At 67.1% G+C, this 22,193-nt stretch carries 19 protein-coding genes and 1 pseudogene; 8 read left to right on the forward strand and 12 right to left on the reverse strand.

Features of this window, described 5'->3' with window-relative positions:
- From ACIHFD_RS55120 to ACIHFD_RS55130, 3 genes and pseudogenes are all read right to left on the reverse strand, one after another.
- A pseudogene (locus tag ACIHFD_RS55120) lies at positions 1–302 on the reverse strand (NADP-dependent oxidoreductase); the annotation flags it as partial.
- Between the two features lie 847 nt (positions 303–1,149).
- Positions 1,150–1,797 carry a hypothetical protein gene (locus ACIHFD_RS55125; protein ID WP_397373729.1) on the reverse strand — a complete coding sequence of 216 codons (648 nt, stop codon included), beginning with the start codon at positions 1,795–1,797 and terminating at the stop codon, positions 1,150–1,152.
- A 697-nt stretch (positions 1,798–2,494) separates the two neighbouring features.
- The gene (locus ACIHFD_RS55130; protein ID WP_397373730.1) at positions 2,495–2,872 is read right to left on the reverse strand and encodes a ketosteroid isomerase family protein; all 378 of its coding nucleotides are present in this window, start codon (positions 2,870–2,872) and stop codon (positions 2,495–2,497) included.
- Positions 2,873–3,105: 233 nt separating this feature from the next.
- Between ACIHFD_RS55130 and ACIHFD_RS55135 the strand changes: the two genes are divergently transcribed.
- Together ACIHFD_RS55135 and ACIHFD_RS55140 are read left to right on the forward strand one after the other, a co-directional pair.
- On the forward strand, positions 3,106–3,558 hold the full coding sequence (locus tag ACIHFD_RS55135) for a hypothetical protein (RefSeq protein ID WP_397373731.1): 453 nt from the start codon (positions 3,106–3,108) through the stop codon (positions 3,556–3,558).
- 100 nt (positions 3,559–3,658) lie between these two features.
- Entirely contained in the window at positions 3,659–4,171 is a 513-nt protein-coding gene (locus ACIHFD_RS55140; protein WP_397373732.1) for an NUDIX hydrolase, read from the forward strand.
- A gap of 209 nt (positions 4,172–4,380) precedes the next feature.
- Here the strand turns inward: ACIHFD_RS55140 and ACIHFD_RS55145 are convergent, their stop codons facing one another.
- Positions 4,381–5,226, reverse strand: a complete 846-nt coding sequence (locus tag ACIHFD_RS55145) for an SMP-30/gluconolactonase/LRE family protein (RefSeq protein WP_397373733.1) — start codon at positions 5,224–5,226, stop codon at positions 4,381–4,383.
- A 186-nt stretch (positions 5,227–5,412) separates the two neighbouring features.
- Complete coding sequence (locus ACIHFD_RS55150) at positions 5,413–6,060, reverse strand: TetR/AcrR family transcriptional regulator (RefSeq protein ID WP_397373802.1); 648 nt, start codon at positions 6,058–6,060, stop codon at positions 5,413–5,415.
- A gap of 181 nt (positions 6,061–6,241) precedes the next feature.
- Between ACIHFD_RS55150 and ACIHFD_RS55155 the strand changes: the two genes are divergently transcribed.
- Together ACIHFD_RS55155 and ACIHFD_RS55160 are read left to right on the forward strand one after the other, a co-directional pair.
- Positions 6,242–7,465, forward strand: coding sequence for an oxygenase MpaB family protein (locus ACIHFD_RS55155; RefSeq protein WP_350726923.1), 1,224 nt, complete (start codon positions 6,242–6,244; stop codon positions 7,463–7,465).
- 143 nt (positions 7,466–7,608) lie between these two features.
- Positions 7,609–8,994, forward strand: a complete 1,386-nt coding sequence (locus ACIHFD_RS55160; protein ID WP_397373734.1) for an SPFH domain-containing protein — start codon at positions 7,609–7,611, stop codon at positions 8,992–8,994.
- A 98-nt stretch (positions 8,995–9,092) separates the two neighbouring features.
- On the opposite strand, the gene ACIHFD_RS55165 is transcribed toward ACIHFD_RS55160, so the two are convergent.
- Positions 9,093–9,836 carry a Sir2 family NAD-dependent protein deacetylase gene (locus ACIHFD_RS55165; RefSeq protein WP_355198056.1) on the reverse strand — a complete coding sequence of 248 codons (744 nt, stop codon included), beginning with the start codon at positions 9,834–9,836 and terminating at the stop codon, positions 9,093–9,095.
- 66 nt (positions 9,837–9,902) lie between these two features.
- On the opposite strand from ACIHFD_RS55165, the gene ACIHFD_RS55170 reads away from it, so the two are divergent.
- On the forward strand, positions 9,903–10,403 hold the full coding sequence (locus ACIHFD_RS55170) for a hypothetical protein (protein ID WP_397373735.1): 501 nt from the start codon (positions 9,903–9,905) through the stop codon (positions 10,401–10,403).
- Between the two features lie 594 nt (positions 10,404–10,997).
- The gene (locus ACIHFD_RS55175) at positions 10,998–11,753 is read left to right on the forward strand and encodes a hypothetical protein (RefSeq protein ID WP_397373736.1); all 756 of its coding nucleotides are present in this window, start codon (positions 10,998–11,000) and stop codon (positions 11,751–11,753) included.
- Between the two features lie 157 nt (positions 11,754–11,910).
- Here ACIHFD_RS55175 and ACIHFD_RS55180 read toward each other — a convergent pair whose 3' ends face one another.
- The 3 genes from ACIHFD_RS55180 to ACIHFD_RS55190 all read right to left on the reverse strand — a co-directional run bounded on the left by ACIHFD_RS55180 (position 11,911) and on the right by ACIHFD_RS55190 (position 15,052).
- Positions 11,911–12,942 carry a hypothetical protein gene (locus ACIHFD_RS55180; protein WP_397373737.1) on the reverse strand — a complete coding sequence of 344 codons (1,032 nt, stop codon included), beginning with the start codon at positions 12,940–12,942 and terminating at the stop codon, positions 11,911–11,913.
- A 236-nt stretch (positions 12,943–13,178) separates the two neighbouring features.
- Positions 13,179–13,823 carry a LuxR C-terminal-related transcriptional regulator gene (locus ACIHFD_RS55185; protein ID WP_397373738.1) on the reverse strand — a complete coding sequence of 215 codons (645 nt, stop codon included), beginning with the start codon at positions 13,821–13,823 and terminating at the stop codon, positions 13,179–13,181.
- A complete protein-coding gene (locus ACIHFD_RS55190) occupies positions 13,811–15,052 on the reverse strand; it encodes a sensor histidine kinase (RefSeq protein WP_397373739.1) in 1,242 nt (413 codons plus the stop codon). The genes ACIHFD_RS55185 and ACIHFD_RS55190 overlap by 13 nt, the downstream gene beginning before the upstream one ends.
- A gap of 112 nt (positions 15,053–15,164) precedes the next feature.
- On the opposite strand from ACIHFD_RS55190, the gene ACIHFD_RS55195 reads away from it, so the two are divergent.
- Entirely contained in the window at positions 15,165–16,034 is an 870-nt protein-coding gene (locus tag ACIHFD_RS55195; protein WP_397373740.1) for a type II CAAX prenyl endopeptidase Rce1 family protein, read from the forward strand.
- Positions 16,035–16,154: 120 nt separating this feature from the next.
- Here ACIHFD_RS55195 and ACIHFD_RS55200 read toward each other — a convergent pair whose 3' ends face one another.
- The 3 genes from ACIHFD_RS55200 to ACIHFD_RS55210 form a co-directional block, all read right to left on the reverse strand.
- The gene (locus tag ACIHFD_RS55200) at positions 16,155–17,390 is read right to left on the reverse strand and encodes a hypothetical protein (protein WP_397373741.1); all 1,236 of its coding nucleotides are present in this window, start codon (positions 17,388–17,390) and stop codon (positions 16,155–16,157) included.
- Positions 17,391–17,613: 223 nt separating this feature from the next.
- Positions 17,614–18,294, reverse strand: a complete 681-nt coding sequence (locus tag ACIHFD_RS55205; protein ID WP_397373742.1) for a hypothetical protein — start codon at positions 18,292–18,294, stop codon at positions 17,614–17,616.
- A gap of 224 nt (positions 18,295–18,518) precedes the next feature.
- The gene (locus tag ACIHFD_RS55210) at positions 18,519–18,749 is read right to left on the reverse strand and encodes a hypothetical protein (protein WP_397373743.1); all 231 of its coding nucleotides are present in this window, start codon (positions 18,747–18,749) and stop codon (positions 18,519–18,521) included.
- An 856-nt stretch (positions 18,750–19,605) separates the two neighbouring features.
- On the opposite strand from ACIHFD_RS55210, the gene ligA reads away from it, so the two are divergent.
- A complete protein-coding gene (ligA, locus tag ACIHFD_RS55215; protein ID WP_397373744.1) occupies positions 19,606–21,681 on the forward strand; it encodes an NAD-dependent DNA ligase LigA in 2,076 nt (691 codons plus the stop codon).
- Positions 21,682–22,193: the final 512 nt, after the last annotated feature.

A 22,193-nucleotide genomic window follows, 5' to 3' on the forward strand; every position in this document is an offset into this window, starting at 1 on the left:
TCGCCTGCGCCAAGTGACGGGTCGGCAGAGGCCACCACCTCACCGATGGCGGCTCCGTACATCACCTCACCGATCTCATAGCGGGGCATCGGCAGGCCAGAGATCCCCGCGATCAACATGAGCATGCCGGGCTCGAGCGACATGAACAGATTGCGGACCAGTACCTGACCCACTGCGGGATCAGGGACAGCGACCTCGGCGATCTCGAAGTCGCCGGGATCGGGCAGGCCCTCCGGGCGTGCGGCAAGCCGGATCTCCAGTCCGGTGCGGGAGAATGTCGTGCTTTTCGAAGGTGCGTCCATGCCGACGACGGTAGGGGTTGACCCATACGTGAAGGTCAACCCGTCCGCGCGGTGACGGCCCGAAGACGTACCAGAAACTCAAGCGGATCCCGGCCACTCAAGATCGCCGCGGAATGAATCCGGCAAGGCCCATCCCGACGGGTATAGCGTCTGACGCGCGAAGTTGATCACGAAGGGTGCCTGCCATTGGACCTGCAAGCCACACGGCTGGACATGTCGCAAAGTAAGCGTGTCCACAGAAGAACATAGGTCGTCTGTGGACGCTGGAAAGAGAGCGTTGCGGCCCTGATCAGGGGGTTGTTGGCTGTCTGACCTGGGAAAAGGCGGGAAGGGCGAAATCAGGGCGTCCCACAGAGTCTCACGGATGCTCACTGTCGCTGACTATTCGCGGGCCATACACGGGCCAAGCTATTCGGGTGGTGTGCAGGGGTTTTCCCGGCGACAAGGGCCCTCCTCCTAGCCTTCCCGTCTGTCGTCGCCCACCGCTAGGAAGCATGTCATGGCCATCCCGGAGTCGGAGCCCCCGCCGGAGGCGGGTCCTAATGGTCTGCATAGGGCTATGACGAGTCCAGTGGGCCAGAGGCACGCAGTGCGGCGGCCAGCCCGAGGGGGTTTCCAAAAACGCTTTTAAGTTTACGTTTGTGGGCTTAGTGCTCCAGTGACACTTCGCGATCATGGTAGGGACCGCGCTGATACTGTAGTGGCTGTGCCGTGCTATTTAATGGTCGCGGTACCAGTGTGACCCGCGTAGGACGCTGGTGATCCTGTCACTGGAGTACTAAGCTGCTCAACCGATACCGCCATCTGTTACGCGGTCATTGCGAGCAGTTCCGAAACCGTCCGAGGCTCACGTCAGCACAGGTTGCACATCGACTTTGTAGGTGATGTGGTAGGTCCACTGACGGCTCGCGAATTCCCCTCTTTCTTTATCGTGCTTCCAACTCTGATCTGCGAGCGTCCACATATATTCGTTGTCCCCATCCGGCCAGTCGGCTACGTTCACTCTCTTTTGCACCGTCCCAAAGATGGTGCCACCCTCACCGAGGGTCGGCCGAATGGCCAGCGCCGGTGGCGTGGCGGCAAGAATAGCCCCGGCAACCGCGCCGTTGGCGACGGAGGGCAGGGATTCGACCGCAGTTTCGATGTGTGCAGTAAGCGTAGAAGTCAACGACCGCAGCGTGTCTTCGTCACCAAAGTCGCTGGTGTACGTGCAGAATTGGAGGCCAAATTCGACGAAGTCATCGACATATACGTTGTCGTCGAAGATTATACAATCTCCACGTTCGAAACGGCCAGAACCCGCAGTGTCACGACCGACGTCGTCAAGCGTGACCGGATAGGTCAGAAGTGCCTTACGCTTGGAGCCGGACCGGGGGCCGGTGGCCGCTCCGCCCGCGACGTAGAACGCGCTGCCATAGTCGTCATCGGTGTCCTCGGTGGCCACGTATTCCAGCGTGATGGTGACACGTTTCTGCCTGTCGTTCGACTCTGCCATGAGTTTCTCCTATCAGGAAATCGTCTGAAGCGCGTCCTACGGCCGGCATCCAGTGGCCCATCTGGCGTTGGACCGTGCCAGACAGGTCTGACGATGCCGATGAAGCCAACCCCCAGGCTCCGCGAACGGCAAGAGCCGTTCTCTCCTATGCCCAAGGGCTTACATGATCGTGTCTGGTCTGATCGAGGATTGCAAGGAGTGCTCAATCGATGACCCAGCGACTCTTCTTGCTGAAGGTGCAACCCTCCCAAGGCGAAGGGCCGCGCTCTGCCGCTACCAGCGCAGGTCCGAGCTATGATCGCGAAGTGTCACTGGAGTAACTTAGAGGGTGACGCCGACGCGCCGGGCGAGTCCTCGCAGGCCGGATAGCTTGCTGTGGGGATCCCGGCGAAGTAGCTCGGTGATGACCTGGCGGGTACCGGAGCGTCGTACTTCAGAAGGCGCTATTTTTTGGCGATGGGCAAGGCTCGTATTGCGCGGTCGGTCTTGCCCCAGAGTGCGTATGCCTCGGCTATGCCGGTGTAGTACTGGAGCCCGGCGCGGTAGCGGTCGGCGCACTTCCCGGGGGCGCCCTCACCGACGATCTGATTGATCAGCGAAGAGCCGGCGGACGCCGCAAGATCCGCCTTATGTCGAAAGCGCCATCGGATGATCCGGGAAGGTGCACTCTTTCCCGGCCGACCCACAGGTTTCACCGTTACTCATCACCAATATCTTGGTAGATGCCATGGGCGACGTAGTATGAGTCGCCATCCTGTACGAGGATGAACGTCTGAACGAAATGCCCTATCTCGCCATTCTGCATGCAGCGTCCTCTCGCCAAAGCGAGTACAGTGCCGTCCGCCAGGAGATGCGCGTCGACGGTCATAGTGCGGGCGGAATAGCTCGAGTTAGATTCGGCGAGGCTGGCCAGGTAATCTGGGAGGGCGTCTTCGCCTACGAACGTCCCACCATCAAAGGTTATAACAGTGCTCTCCCTGAACAGTCTTCCGACGTCCGGTAAATTGTTATCAAGCGTGCGGAAATAGCGATCCTTGATGAAAAAGCGGACGGCCTGAAGAGTTTCGTAGTCCACAGTCTTCCTTTCAATTGCGCGTCGGTACGGATCCTCATACTTGAGGGCTGGAGAGTTCTGACAGTACGGACTCGGCTGGATGTCACTCCGCCCTGATCGATGGTAATGATCATCCTTCGATATCCCAACCCCTGCCGTCCTGGCACCAGCCCGGCGTCGCTGGCCCGAAACCATCTCAGCAAGGTCGGCGTCGGGAACTCGGCGACGATGATCGCTGTCTGATTGGCCTTAGCATGCGCGGCGTGCTGGCGGGTGCCGGTATGCCGTGCGAGTATCACGTCGAGTCGTGCCTGCGCACCGACGTAGCCTTCATGAACGGCCAGGAGTTGATGCACTTCGACGGCCACTTCGGCAACATCCTCACCGACGGTGAACGCCTGTACATCGCCGACCTCGGGCTGGCGACCTCCCCTCGGTTCGACCTGTCCACGCAGGAGATCGAATTCCTGGAGCGCAACCGTACCCACGACATCGGTTACGCGCTGATGCGGCTGGTCAACTGGCTCGTCACCAATATCTGCGGGGTGAAGGTGCCGCAGAACGGCATACCGGCAGAACGTAACGAATACATCCGCGCGTGCGCGGACGGCACGGACCCCGCTGGTGCCCCGCCGGCTGTAGCCGCAGCGATCCGCCGGTACGCACCCGTGGCGGCGGCCATGAACGACTTCTACTGGGACCTGTAAGGCACCCGCAGGACAACGCCGTACCCGAGCGAGAAGATCGAACGCGCCATGAGCGCAATACGCTGATCCCCATCCTGAGCATCCGTGTGGAGATGACGCGATGAGCGAAGTGATCTCTCGGGCGTCAGCCCGGGTTCTGCTGATCGATCCTGCCGGCCGGATCCTGCTCTACCGGGGCAGGTTTCTGCAGGTAGAGGGTCTGCGCTACGCCTGGTTCACGCCGGGAGGAGGCGTGGATCCTGGCGAGAGCGCGCAGCAGGCCGCCGCCCGGGAACTGCGAGAGGAACTCGGGCATGTCGTGGCCCCGGAGGCACTCGGCCCGGTGGTGGCGACGAGCGAGGGCCCGTGGTCCGAGGGCAGGCGGCGCTTCTTCTCCCGCGACTTCTACTTCGTGCTGCGTGTGAATGGGCTGGACGTGGATACCTCCGGCATGGATGAGGAGGAGCGGGCGGTGACCGACCGCTTCCACTGGTGGACCCAGGCCGAGTTGGCCGGGCCGCCCCCGGATGGCGAGGAGGTCGTGCCCCGGGATCTCGGCCCATTGGTGGCGCGGCTCGCGGTCGGGGACCTCCCGGCCTCGCCGATCGTCCTGCCGTGGCACCTGCTGGGATGATCGGTAAAGCGGGAAACGCGGACGGTGTCGCGTGTGACGCCGGGAGAGCACCTTGAGCGAGGATCGGCTACTGCTCCCTGCCGGAGTAGCGCATCCAGCGCGATTGGCGCTGCGCCCTCAGCGTCCTTCGACGAAGAGCGTGCCAACGCGGGCGTTATGGCCCACCACAACCCGAAGACCGGCTGCTTCGGGCCGTGCCGTGATCTTGATCAGGGCCTGCCGGCACCAGGCACAGAAACGGAGAAGGTCAGGATCTGTCCGGTACGAGGTCCGGTGGTCAGCCGCTGGAGGTTGTCCGTGACGCCATCGGAATGGCGCCACTCGGCGGTCAGGACGAACAATGTACGCCGGTCCGGACCGCCGAGCATCAACGCGAACGGTGCCCGCTCCTCCGGCAGTTCGATGCGCTCGAGGATGTGGCCGCCCTCGGCGACGCGGGCGATCGAGGACCCGCCGGTGGAAACCCATACCGCGCCTTCGGCGTCCAGGCAGATGCCGTCCGGGGCGACGCCGTCGGCGAAGATCCGCCGGTTGGACAGCCCTCCGTCCGCATCGATGTCGAACGCGGTGAGCCGCCCGGCGAACGACTCGGAAACGATCAGCGTCCGGTCGTCGGGCGTGATGACCATGCCGTTGGGAAACTGGATGTCGCCGGCGACCTGGCGCAGTTCGCCGTCTGGCGTGACGAGCTTGATGTAGCCGGGCTTGGGCGCGCCGCCACCGGCGAAGTCGAAGTCCGCCCCGTTGATGTAGATGTTGCCGCGCCCGTCCACGACGATCTCGTTGCCACCCTGCTCGGCGACAACGACCGTCGACCCGTCCGGCTCCTGACGGCGCAACTTGTCCCCGGTCATCAGCAGCCTGCCGTCGGGCAGCCAGTCGATGGAGTACCCCATCGGCACCGGGCCCTGCACGGATGCGACCTCTGACTTGCCGTCAAGGTCGACGACCACGACTTCCCTGTCGATCCAGTTGCAGAACCACAGCCGGTCCTCGTGCCACCGCGGCGACTCGGGAATCCCCAGGCCCGTCAGCAGAACCTTCGGCTTGGACATGACGCCTCCTCACTTCGCCCGACTGCACCGACCGCAGCCCGGCTTCCCGCCCTCTACACGAACGACCCCCTGCCCGATCGACACGACGACCTCAACCCTGCGAATGTTTCCGGCAGATGCCCGACGGGCGGGCCGTTCAGCCGCGTCGGACCCGCCGTCGCGTCGAAGCCGGCGCGGGACTGAAGCTCAGGCCGATGGCTCCAGCATGGGCACGAGGAACCGCCGGGCCACCGCGGCCAGTTGCTCGTCGTCATCCAGGTTGACGACGGCACTGGGGATCGTCAGGAAAGAGGTGGAGATCCGCACCATCATCTCGGCCACGAGGTCGACGTCGAGGCCGCTCGACACGTTACCCGCGCGTTGCTCGCTGCGGAGCTGGCCGGCGACGAAATGCCGCACGGTGGCGAGGGTCTGCCCCCCGTCGGCCGTCATGGAGGGGACGAGCAGGTCCGGTTCCGTGGCGATGAGTCCGCCGATCAGCGGGTTACCGCGAATTGCCCGCAATGAGCTCACGAAGCCCAGCACCACCCTGTCGGCAGCGGTGCCGGCTTGTTCGATGTCGATGAGGAACTGGTCGAAATAGCGGCGGAACTCCCGGCGCACCACGTGTTCGATCAGCGTGTCCTTTGTGTCGAACCGCCGGTAGACCGTGATCCGCGACACCTTCGCCAGCCGGGCGACGTCCTCCATGGTGGAGCGCCTGATGCCCATCCGGCAGAACTGCTCGTACGCCGCGTCAAGGATGCGCGTCCGTAGCTCGTCGCTGTCGTCGACGCGCTCGACGGCATCGACATAGGCGCGCTGGAGCAACGAATCCGAGTCCGACAGCGCCATGAATCCGGACAGCACCGATTCCACGATCACCTCCTGTAGGGATTCTGCCTCAAACGCGGGTCTTGTGATGCTCGTCACACTGTGCTCTGATGATGATACACAGACTCATGATTTGTTTCTCAGTATCATCCATTTCTCGCATGCCCGGAGCGGAACCCCCCACCTCGAAGGAGTGCAGAGCATGGCAGAGTTGAGCAGGCGCAAGGTGCTGATCTCGGGCACCGCCATGGGAGCGCTCGGCGCGTTAGGGATGATCTCCCCGGCCCAGGCGGACTCCCTGGCCGGCGACTGGACCTGGCCGGCCAGTGGTTCGATCGCGGGCTCCGGCAGCGGCGCCGACCCCCGATGGGTGTGGGACGACGTGGCCGATCCCCTCCTCGCCTCACTGTTCGACCGCGGCGTCATACCCGAGGTCAACCGGCTGCTGTACGACTGGAACCGCAACGACCAGCCCCTGCCCGCGGGACTGCCGGAGGATCTGCGGGCCTTCATCGAGCAGGCGCGTCAGCTGCCGTCGTGGGCCGACCCCGCCCTGCTGGATGCCGGGGCGCGGTTCCACGCGCTCAAGGGGAACTACATCGTCGTCCTCACCATCGTCGGCGCCGGGATGCTGGCCACCGCCATCCCCAAGGAGGCACGCGCCGTCTATTACTCCGCGGGTGGTGCGGATCTGAAGGACCGGATCGCCAAGACGAACATCCTGGCGTACGCGGTCAGACCCCAGAACGCCTGGGGTGCCGGCGGCACGGCCGTGGTCGAGGCCGTGAAGACCCGGCTGGTGCACGCGGCGGTGCGGCACCTGCTGAAGTCGTCTCCCCACTGGTCCGGCCCCATCCCGATCAGCCAGGAGGACATGCTCGTCACGTGGCACACCCTGGCGACCTACTCCATGCGCGGGATGCGGGAGTGGAAGGTGCGCATCTCCTCCACCGAGGCCGCGGGGTACCTGCACTCGGTGCAGATGCTGGGGCACATGCTCGGTATCAGGGACGAGTTCCTCCCCGCCACCTGGGACACCTCCTACACCCAGTCGGACCTGGTCCTGCCCAGGAACATGGGGCCGACCACCGAGGGGGTGGAACTCAACGCCATCCTGCGGGACATGCTCGCGGAGCTGACCAGCCCCGGCGGCGTCGACAAGCCTCTCGTCAACGCGTTCTCCAGGTACCTCACCGGCAACCAGGTGGCCGACTGGAACGGCATCCGACGCGAGCCGCTGTGGGACCCGGTGGTCAAGACCGCCTGGCCGCTGCTGGTGCAGTTCCGGGAGGGTCTGATCGGGCTGCCGCTGGTGCCCGCCGCCGCCTGGCTCCTCGACGAGGCGGTCAAGAAGTGGACCACGTACTACCTCACCAAGGGGGCACAGACCAAGATCGTGATTCCGACGGGCAACCGGCCCAGCTGATCACGGCCGTCGCCGCGTCCGCGCGGCCCTCGGGTCTCACACCGCCCGCAACGGCGTAGGGCATCGCAAGCGGATCGCGGGTTGCGGTGGTTCGGCGGCGTAGGCAAGACTCGGCGGCAGTCGTGAGGTGGGCGGAGGGGACGATGAGCACCGCTGACAAGGGCAACGCCTATCTGGAACGGGTCGTCGCGCAGCAAGCGGTGCTCGAGGACGACCTCAGGGCACGCCGCGCCGCCCCCGGCGAGCCGGCGCCGCCGGCGGGGCCGCTGGCCAAGCGCGAGCGGGCCATCGGCGGGGCTGCGCCCGACACGGCGGCCGCGGGCCCGGTGGACGTACGGATCACCGGGTTCTGGCGCTGGAAGAACGTGCTCGTCCCGCCCAACGCCTTCGTGGTGCACACGCGGCGTGGCCGCGAGAAGCCCCTGCACGTCGGCCTGGGCGTGTCGTTCCGCTTCAACCCGTCCACCGACTCTTTCCTGGTCGTGCCGGGGGCCACCCAGACCATCCTGATCAACGCCTACTGCGTCTGCCGCGAGCTCCAGGGTGTGCTGGTGCAGGGGTACGTGCAGTGGATCATCCAGACCTTCCCCGTCGCCTACCGCAAACTGGACTTCAGCGATCCGCAGGACCCGATGCGGCTGGTCAACCTCCAGCTACGGGAGCAGGCGGAGGCGGCCATCAAGGACAAGGTCGCGACCATGGGCGTGCGCGACGTGCTCAGCGACAAGCAGCCCATCATCGAGGAGCTGACCGCCCGCCTGCGCGCGGTGGCCGAGGGCGAGGACGACAGCGACCAGGGGCTCGGTCTGCGCATCGTCACCGTCCAGATCAAGGAGGCCGTGGTCAGCTCGTCGCGGCTCTGGGAGAACTTACAGAAGCCCTACCGGGCCGAGCAGGGGCAGCTCGCCCGCCTGGCCGAGCTGCAGTCCGAAGAGGCGATCACCCAGCGCGAGATGGCGGCCGAACGCCTCAAGGAGACCCAGCGCCTGGAGAACGAGCGGGAGCTCGCCGGGCTGCGGGCCCGTAACGAGGCGTGGCAGTTCGACACCGAGGTGGTCGAGCGGCTGCGGCGCACCCAGCGCCGGCACGACGACTCCAGGGCGGTGGCGGAGTTGGAGACCCAGACGACCCTGCACGCGCTGCGGATGGAGCGCGAACGGCACACCGAGGAGGCCGAGACCGGCAGGCTCCGGATCGAGCGGGAACAGGAGCTCAAGAGCCTGGAGCTCGCCGGCGAGCTGGAGCTGGCGCGTTCCCGGGCGCTGGCCGACCATGAGCGGGCGCTGCTGGACGTGGAGCGGCTGCGGATGCGGGCCGACATCGACAACCAGCAGTCCCCGGCCAGCCTTCAGGCCAAGCTGATCGGCTTGCTGCCCGAGATCATGGCGCAGCTCCCCAAGCCGGAGGAGCTGCGCATGGTGTCGATCAACGGCAGCGACCGGACCACCGTGTCGGGCCTGCTGGCCGAGCTCGCCGCCATGGTCGGAGTGCTGCGTTCCGCGATCGACCGGGACACTCCGGCTCCCTGATCGGCGAGGTTCCCCGCTGTTCGCTGTTGTGGCGGGCCCCGGTCCGCCGACCGCCGCACCGGCTCGGTGCCGGGAGCGGGCGCACGCCGACCAGCCAGTCACCTCAGGGCTGCGACGTGCAGTTCGCGGAGCACATCACCGAGAACGGCGGCGGCGTCGCCGAGCACTTCTTTCTCGAACGTCGAAGCGCTGTCGCTCCATGGTTGGGCGTTGACGAGCACCCGGACCGTGCCGGGTCGGCAGAACTCGATGAGCCCGGCGGCAGGGAACACCGTGCCGGAAGTGCCGATGGCGATCCACACATCGGCGTGGCGGGAAGCCTCGATCGAGGCACGCATCTTCTTGGCGGAGAGTTGCTCTCCGAAAAGGACGACATCGAGGCGCGCGATGCGTCCGCAGTGCGGGCAGGTGGGCACGGTTTCGTGGATGTCGTCGTCGAACCAGGCGCCGTTGCGAGCGTGGCATGCCTTCCGGGAGCAGCGAGTGGCGAATGCGTTGCCGTGGAGTTCGGTGACGTTCGCGGATCCGGCCCGGGTGTGGAGCCCGTCTATGTTCTGGGTGGCGATGTGCACGTCGAAATGGGCTTCGGCGGCGACCAACGCCTCATGCGCCGGGTTTGGTCGGGCGATGGATGCGGCGTGGCGTAGTTCGTTCCAGTGCTCCCATGCCTGCTGGGCCTTGCCGTGCCAGCGGGAGGCGGTCGTGAGCTTCGCGATGTCAGGGTTGCGATCCCACATGCCGTTGCCGCCTCGGTACACGGGCAGCCCCGAGGGGGCGGAGATTCCGGCTCCCGTGAGGACCGCAAGCCGAGGTTTGCGCTCAGCGATGGCAGCGTCAGGCATACGATCATTGTCGGCCTTGGCGATGTCTCATACCACCGCATTTCTATAGCGTCAGGTGACCTTGTCGTGGCGCGTCTGGCTGGAGCCGACACTTACTGCGTCATCCCGAAAGACGAAGACAAGAATTACAGAATCGTCAGCGACACTACGTTCACCCTTCAGGCGTCCCAGACCTCCGGCACGCAGGAATCCGGTTTCCGTACGGTGCGCCCGTGCGCCACCATCACCATCACCAACCCGACCCTCAGCGACCTCACCGTCGCGAACAACCTCGAAGCGAGCACCACGCACAACACGGGCAGCTTCACGACCGACAGCACGCTGACCGCCGGCGGCAGCGCTTACTTCGAAGGAGGGCTGACCGTGATAGATCAGGATGACCTGGTAATGGCAGCAATCGCGAGTGGCATCGACTTCGAAAAAGATGTCCTCACAAACTCGCTTCATACAGTGGATCTGATTGTCGGAGTCACCTCCCCTGAAAACTGGGCGATGACAGCCGACGCATACAGTGGAGTCAGCCCGTACAACGCCTCCGATCGAGATCCTCCGATCCGGCAGCGGTAGCCCGGCCCGCGCGGCGCCTGGTGGACGCGACTGCTTCGATCGTGTCGGGCTGACCCGAGCCGGTCAGGCCCGAATCGCCGGACGTCTGATCGGTGTGTTCGCCTTTCTGGGCTGCCCGTCCTGCTCGGCTGCGGCCGGTCACGCGTGCCGCACCGTGCCTGCGCGGCCCTGACTCCGGCCACCGTGGTGCTCGGATGGATCTCCGGGCACTTCGTGACAGCCGACGGCCCCCGGGCGGCGGTCGGGTTCAGCCGGGCCGCGGCTGCCATGTCCGAGCAGTAAACAATGGCAGGCTGAATGAGGAATTGAGGGGATGCACGGCTGCAATTTTAGGTCGCTCTAAATTGCCGAATATGCATGCTTACAAACCCGTGGCACATTGCGGACACCAGCCTTGTCAAGCCGGATTCACAAGCGCACAGTCGAAGCAAACAATCCGGCCCTGGAGGGTACATGAACAAAAAGGGCGCACCAAATCCCCGCGGCAGAATCGCAATAAGACGTCTCTTATCCGCTGGCCTCGCGATATTCGCCGCCGCCTTCCTCGTCGCGCCGCCCGCAGCGGCCCTGGCCCTGCCGACGCCGAAGGAATTCGTGTCGAACCTCGACCTGGAGTGCTTCAAGACCACCACGTACCAGCCGCCGGCCACCACATTGGTGCTGCGCCACCTCAACCCCGTGCTCGGCAACCTGCCGACCGTTCAGGTCACGCTGGGCCAGCGCGAGCAGCTCTGCGTCCCGGTGGCCAAGAACAACGTCATCCCACCGCCGAATGTCCTCGACTACGTCAGGTTCGTCGACCTGTCGTGCTACCGGGTGACCGGGCCCTCGATCAACCAGAATCTGGGGCTGCGCCACCTGAACCCGGTCCTGCAGAACGTACCGGGCATCAGTGTCACGCTGAACGTGCCCCAGCATCTGTGCGTGCCGGTCGCCAAGAACGGCGTGGTCCCCGCCCCGGACATCCTGCGGGTCATCTCGCACATCGACCTGCTGTGTTACGCGCACCAGCCGAACCCGTCCATGAACCTGCCCCTGACCCTCACCCAGCTCAACCCCGTGCTGGTCAACCAGATCCCCACCCAGACCGTCCAGGTCACCGCCGCCCGCCAACTCTGCGTCCCGGTGCAGAAGGCCCGTGACGACATCCCGGCGGACGTGCTCAACGTCGTACGCTGGATCGACCTGGAGAAGTTCGACATCAGCAGCCCGGCCATCTCCCCGGTGCCGCTGACCCTGAGACACCTGAACCCGGTGCTGGGGAGCCTGCCCCCCGAGGAGCTCAGGCTCACCGGCGCCACGCAACTGGGCGTCCCCGTCTCCAAGAACGGAATCGTGCCGCCCGGCTGATCTTCCTCCGCGACCGGGCCGGATGACCGGCCCGGTCGCACCCGCTGCGTAAGGCTCCGCCATGGGATTGCCTGCCAACGTACCCTCGGCGGTATGTTCGCCTCCTGCTGCGACTCCTCTTCGTCGCCTAGATGGGCCAGGAGAGCGGGTGCTTGAATCAGAGGGCCGCCGCCCGGTCATAGATCGCGCGTAACCACGGCCGGCGAACCGCCGGCAGTCGTACAAGCGTGTCGCGGAACACCTGCCAGTCGGGACTGAAACGGTCGTACGGCAACAGCGGCGGCGGATCGTCTCGGCGTACGTCGGCGGGTATCCGGTTCGCCGCGGGGAGAAGCCGCCGGTCGTCATGGAAGGCCAGGTACGTCCACACCTCGGCGGCCAGCGGCACCACCGCCTCCGCGCCGGACGGCCATACCCGGCCGGTCTGCGGATGCCGCGGCACCAGGAGAACGTCCCCGGACGCGACGGCCAGCCCCGGCCCGGCCAGGACCAGACGCCGTTCCGGCGGGCCTGCCGGAAGCATCCTGTCGAGCGCCCCGCCGAACACCTGCCCGGCAAGCCCATCGGGCACGACCACCGGCTTCCCGCCCGAGGCCGCCAGCAGGTGGGCCAGCGACACCGCGACCGCCGCACGCCACTCGAGGCTCCACCATCCGGGCTCCGCAACGGGTGGTATGCCGGGATACTCCTCCCGCAGCGACTCCCAGCCGATCACCCGGCAGGCGGGGCCCGACACGCTGACGGGGCGCACGGCGTCCGGATCCAGCCACGCCACGTACCAGCGGTAGCAGTCGTCGACGAGGGTGGCCACCGCGCGCCCGCACTCCGCGCACGCCAGGTTGGGACCGGCGCTGCCGCTCAGGCCACAACAGGCGTTGTCATCCCGCCGCAAGATGTGGACGGTTCCACGCAGATCGCCCGGCGCAACCCCGATCCGGCCCGAAGGGCCGTACGGCAGCGAATACACGGGCGCGTAAACGCCGCGGGCCTCCGCCTCCTCCGCGCCGACCTCGTCCCACAACCGGTACGGCGGAAAGGACGGCTTGGGGTCCACCGCGTACGTTCCCGGCTCCAGCAGCGAAGGGAGCTTGCGATCGCCCCACGACTGGCGTGCGTGATCGGGCAGCTCGACCCGCGACACCCGCGCGGTCAGTACGGCATCGCATCCTGCGCAGGCGAAAATGACCAAATGCCCTCCAGCGGCCTCGACGATTCGCCTCATGCTGCCGCAAACCGGGGCTTCCGGAAAGCGGTGATCGGGCCGGATACGGGCACCCGGTTCTCTGCCGCGGCGGCGGGACGACTTGCGTGTGGACCGTGCTCCGGTCGTGATCCGCTCGCGGAAGCTCCTGGGCGAGGGCGGCCTGCTCCGCGGAAAGCCGCGGTCGGCGACCCGGCCGCGCGCCCGGCTCGTGGTGGGCGGTTTCAGGTGCTGTCCAGGTAGGCGAGTACGGCGAGCACTCGGCGGTGGCCTCCTTCGGCGGGTGGGAGGCCGAGCTTGGTGAAGATGTTGCCGATGTGCTTGTGAACGGCGTTGTCGGTGATGAAAAGCCGCTTGCCGATGTCGTTGTTGCCGAGGCCCTGGGCCATCAGGGTGAGCACCTCGCGTTCCCGCTTGGTGAGCGCGTCGATGGCGCTCGTGCCGCCTCCGGCCAGCAGCTGGGCGATGACCTCGGGATCCATGACGGTGCCGCCTTCGGCCACCCGGCGCAGGCCGTCGACGAACTCGCTGACCCGGCTCACCCGGTCCTTGAGGAGGTAGCCGACACCCCCGTGGCCGTCGGAGAGCAGCTCTCGCGCGTAGACCTTCTCGACGTACTGCGACAACACGAGCACCGGCAGGCCGGGATGCGCGCGCCGGATCTCCAGCGCGGCCCTGATGCCCTCGTCGCGGAAGGACGGAGGGAGCCGGACGTCGACGATCAGCGCGTCCGGCCGGTGCCGGTCCACCGCTTCGACCAGGCCGGGATGGTCGGTGACGACGGCGGCTACCTCGATGCTCTTGGTGCCCAGGAGGAGTTCGAGACCCGCGGAGAGCAGGACGTTGTCCTCGGCGATCACGACTCGCACGGCAACCCCACTGCTATGGCGGTCGGGCCGCCTGGCGGGCTGGTGACGATCATGGTGCCGTCGAGCGCGGCGACCCGGCGACGGATGCCCGTGATGCCGGTGCCCCGGTCCTCGTCGACGCCGCCGATGCCGTTGTCGGTGACCTCGACCAGCAGCCTGCCGCCCTCCCGGGTGATCCGCACCCGCACCTGGGTGGCGCCGCTGTGCTTGGCGGCGTTGGTGAGCGACTCCGCCACGACGAAGTAGGCGGCGGCCTCAACCGCCGCAGGCAAGTGGCCGAGATCGTCGAGGTCGGTCTCGGCGGGCACGCCTGAGCGCACGGTGAGCGCCGCCAGCGCACCGAGGAGTCCTCGGTCGGCGAGGATCGGCGGATACATGGTACGGATCACGTCGCGCAACTCCGTCATGGCCTCCTCCGCTCCTTCGTGGGCCTCCCGTAGCAGGTCGGCCAGGTCGCCGGTGTCGTCGGGAAGCGACTCCCTGGCCACCCCCAGCCGCATGGCGATGGCGACCAGCCGGGCCTGCGTGCCGTCGTGCAGGTCCCGCTCGATACGGCGCAGCTCCGCGCCATGGGCATCCAGCACTCCCGCGCGGCTTTCGGCCAGTTCGCCGACCCGCCGGGCGAGCTGGTCCTCCGCCGAGGGCTCCAGCGCAGCCAGGCACCTGCTCGCGTGGAAGCCCGCCAGCCTGGGCACCGCCCAGTACGCCAGGGCTGCGAAGCCTCCGACCTGGGCGAGTCCCAGGGCCAACGCGCTGCCCCACCCGGTCACCGGGAAGACGCCCAGCAGCCGCAGCGGTAGATCCGGTGGGAACAACCACCACAGAGGAGCCGCGAACACGGTGAACACCACCGTGCCGACACAGAACAACGCCGCCATCCCCGCCGGAACACCCGTCACAATGTGCCTGAACACCCAGCGGACATCACGCCTGGTCTCCGGGTCGTCGAGCACCTGACGCCACCGCACGCGAATCCCCTCGCCCAGCGTCATAGGCCGGGCAGACACCTGCCTGTCCAAGAGCGCGGCGGCGCGACGGCGGTGCCACTCCGCCCACCGCCGCAACCTGGCCATCGCCCGTGGAAACAGTACGAGCCCGACGCCGCCCAGCCCGGTCGACAGCACCGCGGCCGCCAGAAGCGGCGGCACCATCATCGTGGCCATCGCGGTCGGCAACCCGAGCAGGAGGTATCGGCTACCCCGCCACATCTTCCGCCATCGTTCACGCACGGCATCCAGTCTGGCCACTGCAACCGGGGGACGCACTACAGCGGACTGTAATACCGGCCGGGCCGCCTGCCCCATCGTCAGCGGATCGGGGTGAGACCTACCGTCCGTGGCCATGACCACGAAAACCCTCCACCGCCCCGCCGTGCCATGGTCCAGGATCGCGGCGTTCCTCGCCGTCACCTTCAGCGGCATCTGGGCCGCCGGCGCCGCTGCCTGGTTCAACGGCGGCGACCTCCACGGGGACGCGGCCGCGCCCATCCTCATGATCGCGATGTACACGCCGACGTTGGGAGTACTCGTCACGGCGGCGCTGACAGGAGAGCTGCGCCGCCCACGCGACCTGCTGAAGCAGACGGGCGTCCTGCCATCGCGGTCGCTGCCCGGAGTGGCCGGCTACAGCGCAGTCGGCCTGCTCCTCCCGCCGCTCCTGGCACTCGCCGCCCTGGGCGTCAGCTCCGCCGCCGGCGGCTTCGCCTTCCACGATCCCCTGCCCCTCGGGGGTCTGGCGAGCATGCTGGCCTCCCAGCTCCTGATCTTTCCGCTCGGGATGGTCCTGACGTTCGGTGAGGAGTTCGGGTGGAGCTACCTGCTGCCCAAGCTGCTCCCGCTCGGGCTCTGGCGTGGCCTGCTGATCAGCGGGGTGATCTGGGGAGTGTTCCACACCCCGTTCACCTTGCAGGGGTACCACTATCCCGGCCTGCCGGGCGGCCTGGCCGTGCTTGCCTTCACCACCGCGTCGGTGCTGCTCGGCGCACTGCTGGGCTGGCTGCGCCTCGCCGCCGGGAGCATCTGGCCGGCGGTCGCCGCTCACGCGGCGGCTAACCTGATCGCCTCCGCGTTTCCTGCGATCCTGGGAAGGCCCGTCAACGTCGCCGACGCCGCCTTCCACGCATCGCTTTCCGGCTGGCCGGGCTGGCTCGTCATGGCCATCCTGCTCGCCGTACTCGTCGTGACGGGACAGTTCAGGAAGCTCGCGGTCTAAAGGCCGGTTTCCCGAGTTGTCCGCTCAGCCGTCGTGCCAGAACGCGATCGCGCCCGCCAAAAACGGCAATCGCACAGTCAACGGATGCGGTTACGACCGCCGTCGCCCGGGTGCCGGCGGTCAGCCGCCGGGCTTGGTGAACTCCACGCCGTCGAACCGGAACACCGTGGTGCGGCCGGGGTAGTCGCTGACCGCCAGAAGTCGGCCGTCGGCGGAGAAACCAACCTCCTGGTACCAGCCTGACCGCTCGCCGGGTACGGCGAAGTGCGGCTCCAGTGGTTGTCCGGTCGCAACGTCATAAACGATGACCGGGCCACTATGGAGAACGCCGGCGAGCAGGGTGCCGTTGGGTGACAGCGCGAAGTCACCCAACCGCTCGCACCCCTCCCACTCGTCCTCGATCGCCCAGCACAGGGCACCGGATTCCACCGAGACGCCAAAGCATCCTGACGTCGCGCCGCTCGCGACAAGGATCTGCTCGGTCTCGTCGAACGCCAGCTTGTCGAACCGGTGACTGATCCCCTGGAATCCCGCCGGGAAGGGGAACGGGGCGGCGAGCACTCGCTGACCTGCGTCGACATCCCAGATCTCGAAGTCGTACTCCGTATCGCGGTTGTCCGGGTCGTGGGCGAGGCCGAGGAGCCGGCCCGACGGCGACAGCGCGGCGGTGGTCTGGAAGCGCTTGCCTGCCGGAAGATCGAGGCACGAATCGCCGTCCGGGCCCAGCACTCGCAGCGCGTGATCGTTGTCGACCACCAGCATCCGCCGGCGGGCAGCGTCCCACCCTGGCCGGGTGTAGGGCAGGCGTTGGACATGACCGGTGGCGAGCGCCACCGTGTAGCTCACCTCCGCCATGGAGATCGTGTCGCGGACGGTGAACGTCAGGTTCGATCCGTCCGGTTCGAACATCACGGTATGGATCATTGAGTACTGGTACGCATCGGTGTACACAACGTGGCGCGCGCCGGTCCGTAGGTCGACTGTCTGCACATCGGAGCCGGCCGCCCCGATCCTGTCAGGGATGCCGCGGGCGACCGCGACGGTGTGGCCGTCCGGGTGCAGAGCGATCGCCACGACGCCGTTCTTCGCCTGTGTCGCGCACTGTACGACGACGTCGCCCGGTTCGCTTGCCGCGACGTCGCGGATCAGGGCGTACCCGTCACGCATCTTCTCGGTGACGGCCTTCTCCAGGGCCTCGCGCGCCGCGTCTCCGTGATCGAACGACTTCGTGCGCCCCTGAGGCTTCCCAGTACCGGCCCACCAGTTCCGGTGCAGCTCAGCCCCGTCGACCCGGAGTTCCAGGTACTTCGGCTTCGAGGCACCTGGATGGGTCAGGAGAATGCGGTCACGATCCACCTGCGGCATTGTAGAGGTCTCCAGCGCACAAGTGGGCAGCCCGGCTCAGCTGCTCCTCCTCGGCCTTGAGGTCCCTTCTCGCAGGTCAGAGCGAGATGATCTTTTCAGGTACGCAAACACGTGGACCGGCCTTCAAGGCATGTCGCGGCCGCGCGGCAACGCGCCGTACGCATCGGCGATCTGCAGCCCGAACAGCGCGGCGGCGCAACGCCTGCATCAGCTATCAGGACAGCCAGTTTCGCACGAGGGCGAGCATCGGGTTGGACAGCCAATTGACGACGAATGCGACCAGGATGCCCAAGAGGAAGAAGACGATTTGAGTGACGAACCCCTTGCGGTTCTGTCCGGTGAACTGGCGTCGTAAGACGTCGTCGAGCGCCTTGACCTGTTCGGGCGTCAGCGCCGCCAGCCGTTCGGTACTGTCCACCTGCGCGCTGAGCTGCTGAAGCGCGACCAGCCGCTCCTGCAGGTAGCGCTCGAGTTCGCGCGAGACCGCCTGCGCCTCTTTGACCATGTCCTGCAGCCTTTTGACGCGCTCGGTCAGGATAAGTTCCCGCCGCGCCACCCGTTCCCGGCGACGGGTCAGCAGCGTGGTCACCCCCCAGAAGGAACCGCCGACCGCGGCGATCGCTCCTGGCACGCCGAGCGCGACCCACCAGTAGAACCTGTCGAGCAGCGCCTGCCCCGCCGGTGCCTCCATGTCAACGCCTGCCAGCGACCCGACCAGGCTGATGACGAACGGCGTGCCCACCACCCCCCATGCGATGAGGCCGCCCACAAGCCAGAGGCCGACTTTGGTGTCGTCATCAGCCGCGGATCCATCCTGCGCTTTCTCGGCAGAAGCGCCGGGCTGGCCGCTGGACGGATTGTCGGCCGGCGGCTCGTCTTCAGAGGGCGACGTCATTGCTACAGAGTGCGATCCGGGGACAGCGCATGGCAAGCCCTCCGCCGTGATACCGCACGCCTGAGTCCGTCGCAGAGCGTCGAGTTGGAGCAGTGGGTTCTGGTCATGCGTCGAGACTCGCGCGTACGCCGTGTGACGCCCACCTGTGGTGGCCGCTATGGACCCACGGGAGGCCAGGCTCTCGAGGTGGCGTTGCGGGCTGACGAGCCCGGGTGCGCAGACGTTCACACCTTGGGGCCTTGAGGCTTACCGCCTGCCAGCAGGTCGGCCCGGCTGTTGGAGGCGGTGGAAGCGTCCTGACGGGTCGCGTGGATGATCGCGGCGCGCAGTTCGGTGAGTGCGGCGACGAGCGGGACGCAGGCCTTGATGAGGTGGGTGGCGGCGCGGGGAAGACACGCAGCAGCGGCGAGGGCGGCGGCGATGCCGCCGATCAGGTTGAGGATGGTCGTGGACACAAGGTGCTCCTGTCGGCAGGTGGGTGGTCGCGGACGTGAGTGCCAGTCACCGCCGATTGACGCACCCCACTACGTGACGGGTCATACCGGTTGAGTCACGGCGGGTGTATTGCCGCTGGCAGCGGCCTTACGGTGGTCTTCCCGGTCCGGTCCGGATATTCAATTCCTTTCCATGGAGATCGCAGATTCTGCCGTTTCTTGATCACGTCCTGGTGAACGCGGAGTCCTTCATCGGCAGATCGCACTCGAGCACCAGATACAGGCTGGTCGATCCTGTCGGTGGCAGGCTCATGCACGGTCACGAGCAGCCCGCCCAGCCGTTGAATTCGTGACCGGCTTGATCACCGCCGTCACCCTGCGCCCCGGTACCTGCGGCCGAGCACCGCGAGGCCGCCGTCGCAGCCGACCTGTTCGCTCCCATGATCGCTGTCGTGCCGCGCGGATCTGCCGAGCCGTGCCCCGGATATCAGGCGTTGAATGCGAAAATCGCAATGCCCCGGTGATTCGCGTACGTACAACCGCGTTATCCCTCTTCCTCTTACTGGCTTTGCGGAGTTGTCGGCACGTTCACCATCACCATGTCGGGTGAGTCGATGGAACCGACGATCAAGGCGGGCGCGAACCTGTCGCCACGCAGCACCGATGGACCTCGCGCCGTGTCACCATCGCAAACCACTTCATGGTGCATGAGGAGACTTTTTCGGGCTGGTGTAGGGGGCGGGGTAGCCTGGCGGACGCTGCGTCGTCATGGCCGCCGACCCGTGTCGGGGCAGTGTCCGAGGCGCCGCAGTCCGATCGCCGGTTTGGAAGGGATCTGGGTCTCGGAATTGTCGGTGGCTACCGGCATGGTGGTGCCATGACCGAGACGCCGCCCTTCACCGTCCTCGCCGATGACACGGCCTACGCCGAGGCCGTTCAGCTCGCCGTTGACTCCGCCGCCGCCTACTACGCCGACGGCACCTCCACGCTTGACGACGACGCCTACGACCGGCTGGTGCGGGGCATCCAGGCGTACGAAGAGGCCCACCCCGAGGCGGTGCTGCCGTCCTCGCCGACCGGCAAGGTGGCCGGCGGGGCCGTGGTGGGCGACGTGCCGCACACGGTGCCGATGCTGAGCCTGGACAACGTGTTCGGCGCCGAGCAGCTCGCCGACTGGGCGGCCTCGCTGGAGCGCCGGCTGGGCCGTCCGGTGACGGCGTGGAGCGTGGAGCCCAAGCTCGACGGGCTGGCGATCTCGGCCCGCTACCGGCATGGCCGCCTGGCCCAGCTGGTCACGCGGGGCGACGGCAGCGCGGGCGAGGATGTCTCGCACGCCATCGGCACCATCGTCGGACTGCCCGATCGGCTGGCCGAGCCGGTCACGGTGGAGCTGCGCGGCGAGGTCATGATGACCGCCTCCCAGTTCGAGGAGGCCTGCGCCAAGCGGCAAGCCCACGACGGCACCACGTTCGCCAACCCGCGCAGCGCGGCGGCGGGCACGCTGCGTGCCCAGGACAGGCCGTACGTCTGCGAGCTGACATTCTTCGCTTATGGGGTGTTGCCACCTTCCGACGACGGCTCTGAACTGGCGGTGCGGCTGCGGGAGCTGCCGCACAGCCAGATCATGGGCTGGGTGGCCGCGCAGGGTGTGCAGACCACCGCCGCCACGCCGGTCGCCGGGATAGTGGCCGACAGCGTTGAGCGCGTGCAGGAGCGGGTGGAGGAGATCGCGGCGGTCCGCGCCGAGCTGCCGTTCGGCATCGACGGCATCGTGATCAAGTGCGACCTGGCCGCCGACCAGGCCGAGGCCGGATTCAGCTCCCGAGCGCCCCGCTGGGCCATCGCCTACAAGCTACCCGCCACAGAGAAGATCACCAAGCTGCTCGCCGTAGAGTGGAACACCGGCCGCACCGGCATCATCGCCCCACGCGCCGTGCTGGAGCCGGTCGAGCTCGATGGCAGCGTCGTCACCTACGCCACCCTGCACAATCCCGCCGACATCGCCCGGCGTGGCCTCATGCTCGGTGACAGCGTGACCGTCTACAAGGCGGGCGACGTCATCCCGAGGGTCGAAGCGCCGGTCGTGCATCTGCGCACGGGTGAGGAGCAGCCGATCGAGATCCCGGCGGCCTGCCCGTCCTGTGGCGACGCCATCGACAACTCGCAGGAGCGGTGGCGGTGCGTGCGCGGGCGCCAGTGCCGCGCAATCGCCTCCATCGTCTACGCCGTGGGCCGCGACCAGCTCGACATCGAGGGCCTGGCCGAGAACCGCATCAAGCAGATGCTGGACGCGGGCCTCATCGCCGATTTCGCGGACCTGTTCTTCCTGACCCGCGATCAGTTACTCGGCCTGGAGCGCATGGGCGAGACCAGCACCGACAACCTGCTGGCCGCCTTCGATCGGGCCAAGGGCCAGCCGCTCAGCCGGGTGTTCTGCGCGCTCGGCGTGCGTGGCACCGGCCGGTCCATGAGCCGCCGCATCGGCAGGCACTTCGGCAGCATGCAGGCCATTCGCGCCGCCGACGCCGAGGCGATCCAGCAGGTGGACGGCATCGGCCCGGAGAAGGCCCCGGTCGTGGTGGCCGAGCTGATCGAGCTGGCCCCGCTGATCGACAAGCTGGTCAAGGCCGGCGTCTCCATGACGGAGCCGGGCTGGACACCACCCGCCGAGCCTGGTGACGCGGAGGCCGACGGCGCGTCCGAGCTGCCGCTGGCTGGGATGTCCGTCGTGGTGACCGGCGCGATGAGCGGAGCGCTGGAGGCGCTGAGCCGCAACCAGATGAACGAGCTGATCGAGCGCGCGGGCGGCAAGGCGTCCTCCAGCGTGTCGGCCAAGACATCACTGCTGGTGGCGGGCGACAAGGCCGGGTCCAAGCGGGCCAAGGCCGAGAGCCTGGGCGTGCGGATCGTCGATCCGGAGGAGTTCGCCACCCAGGTCAGCGCCTTCCTGTGAGCACCCTGGCGCCACGCCGGGACGCGGTGTCCCGGCTGGCCGGCTCCAGGGCCGTGCGGCTCTTCGCGCCGCGGCTACAACTGACTGGATGAGCACCCAGCGCAGCCCGGTCCTCGGCGGGGCGAGCTGGAGCGTCGGCGTCGCCCTCACCGAGGGCACACCCCCGTGGACCTCACCTGGGCCGCCCCGAACCCGGCTGCCCATCTTGTGCCCGTCAACGCAGAAGTGCCCGAATACGGATATGAACTTTGGTGATCTCCACCAGCCGCCGTGCCAGGCTGATGCGCTACTGGCACCTCCTTGGCTGGAGCGCTCGGGGCGGCGTGGGGGTGCTGGGCACGGTGGCGGGCGGCAGCCGGAAAGTCGCACGCTCAGCGGTGATGGGCTGCGCAGGTGTCCTGGAAGCCGTCTCACCGGGCCGTACTGATCAGCCTCGCAGGCCACAGCGTGCCGCCGCGCCACATGAACGTGACGCACTGAGTAGCGCCGCCCGCAACGGGGAGTTAGCGGGT

Source organism: Nonomuraea sp. NPDC051941 (assembly GCF_044593615.1).

Coding starts and splice junctions, on each gene's coding strand:
- ACIHFD_RS55125 (WP_397373729.1), bottom strand. CDS start 1,797: ATGGCAGAGTCGAACGACAGGCAGAAACGTGTCACCATCACGCTGGAA.
- ACIHFD_RS55155 (WP_350726923.1), top strand. CDS start 6,242: ATGGCAGAGTTGAGCAGGCGCAAGGTGCTGATCTCGGGCACCGCCATG.
- ACIHFD_RS55160 (WP_397373734.1), top strand. CDS start 7,609: ATGAGCACCGCTGACAAGGGCAACGCCTATCTGGAACGGGTCGTCGCG.
- ACIHFD_RS55205 (WP_397373742.1), bottom strand. CDS start 18,294: ATGACGTCGCCCTCTGAAGACGAGCCGCCGGCCGACAATCCGTCCAGC.
- ACIHFD_RS55195 (WP_397373740.1), top strand. CDS start 15,165: ATGACCACGAAAACCCTCCACCGCCCCGCCGTGCCATGGTCCAGGATC.
- ACIHFD_RS55135 (WP_397373731.1), top strand. CDS start 3,106: ATGCGCGGCGTGCTGGCGGGTGCCGGTATGCCGTGCGAGTATCACGTC.
- ACIHFD_RS55165 (WP_355198056.1), bottom strand. CDS start 9,836: ATGCCTGACGCTGCCATCGCTGAGCGCAAACCTCGGCTTGCGGTCCTC.
- ACIHFD_RS55150 (WP_397373802.1), bottom strand. CDS start 6,060: ATGGCGCTGTCGGACTCGGATTCGTTGCTCCAGCGCGCCTATGTCGAT.
- ligA (WP_397373744.1), top strand. CDS start 19,606: ATGACCGAGACGCCGCCCTTCACCGTCCTCGCCGATGACACGGCCTAC.
- ACIHFD_RS55140 (WP_397373732.1), top strand. CDS start 3,659: ATGAGCGAAGTGATCTCTCGGGCGTCAGCCCGGGTTCTGCTGATCGAT.
- ACIHFD_RS55145 (WP_397373733.1), bottom strand. CDS start 5,226: ATGTCCAAGCCGAAGGTTCTGCTGACGGGCCTGGGGATTCCCGAGTCG.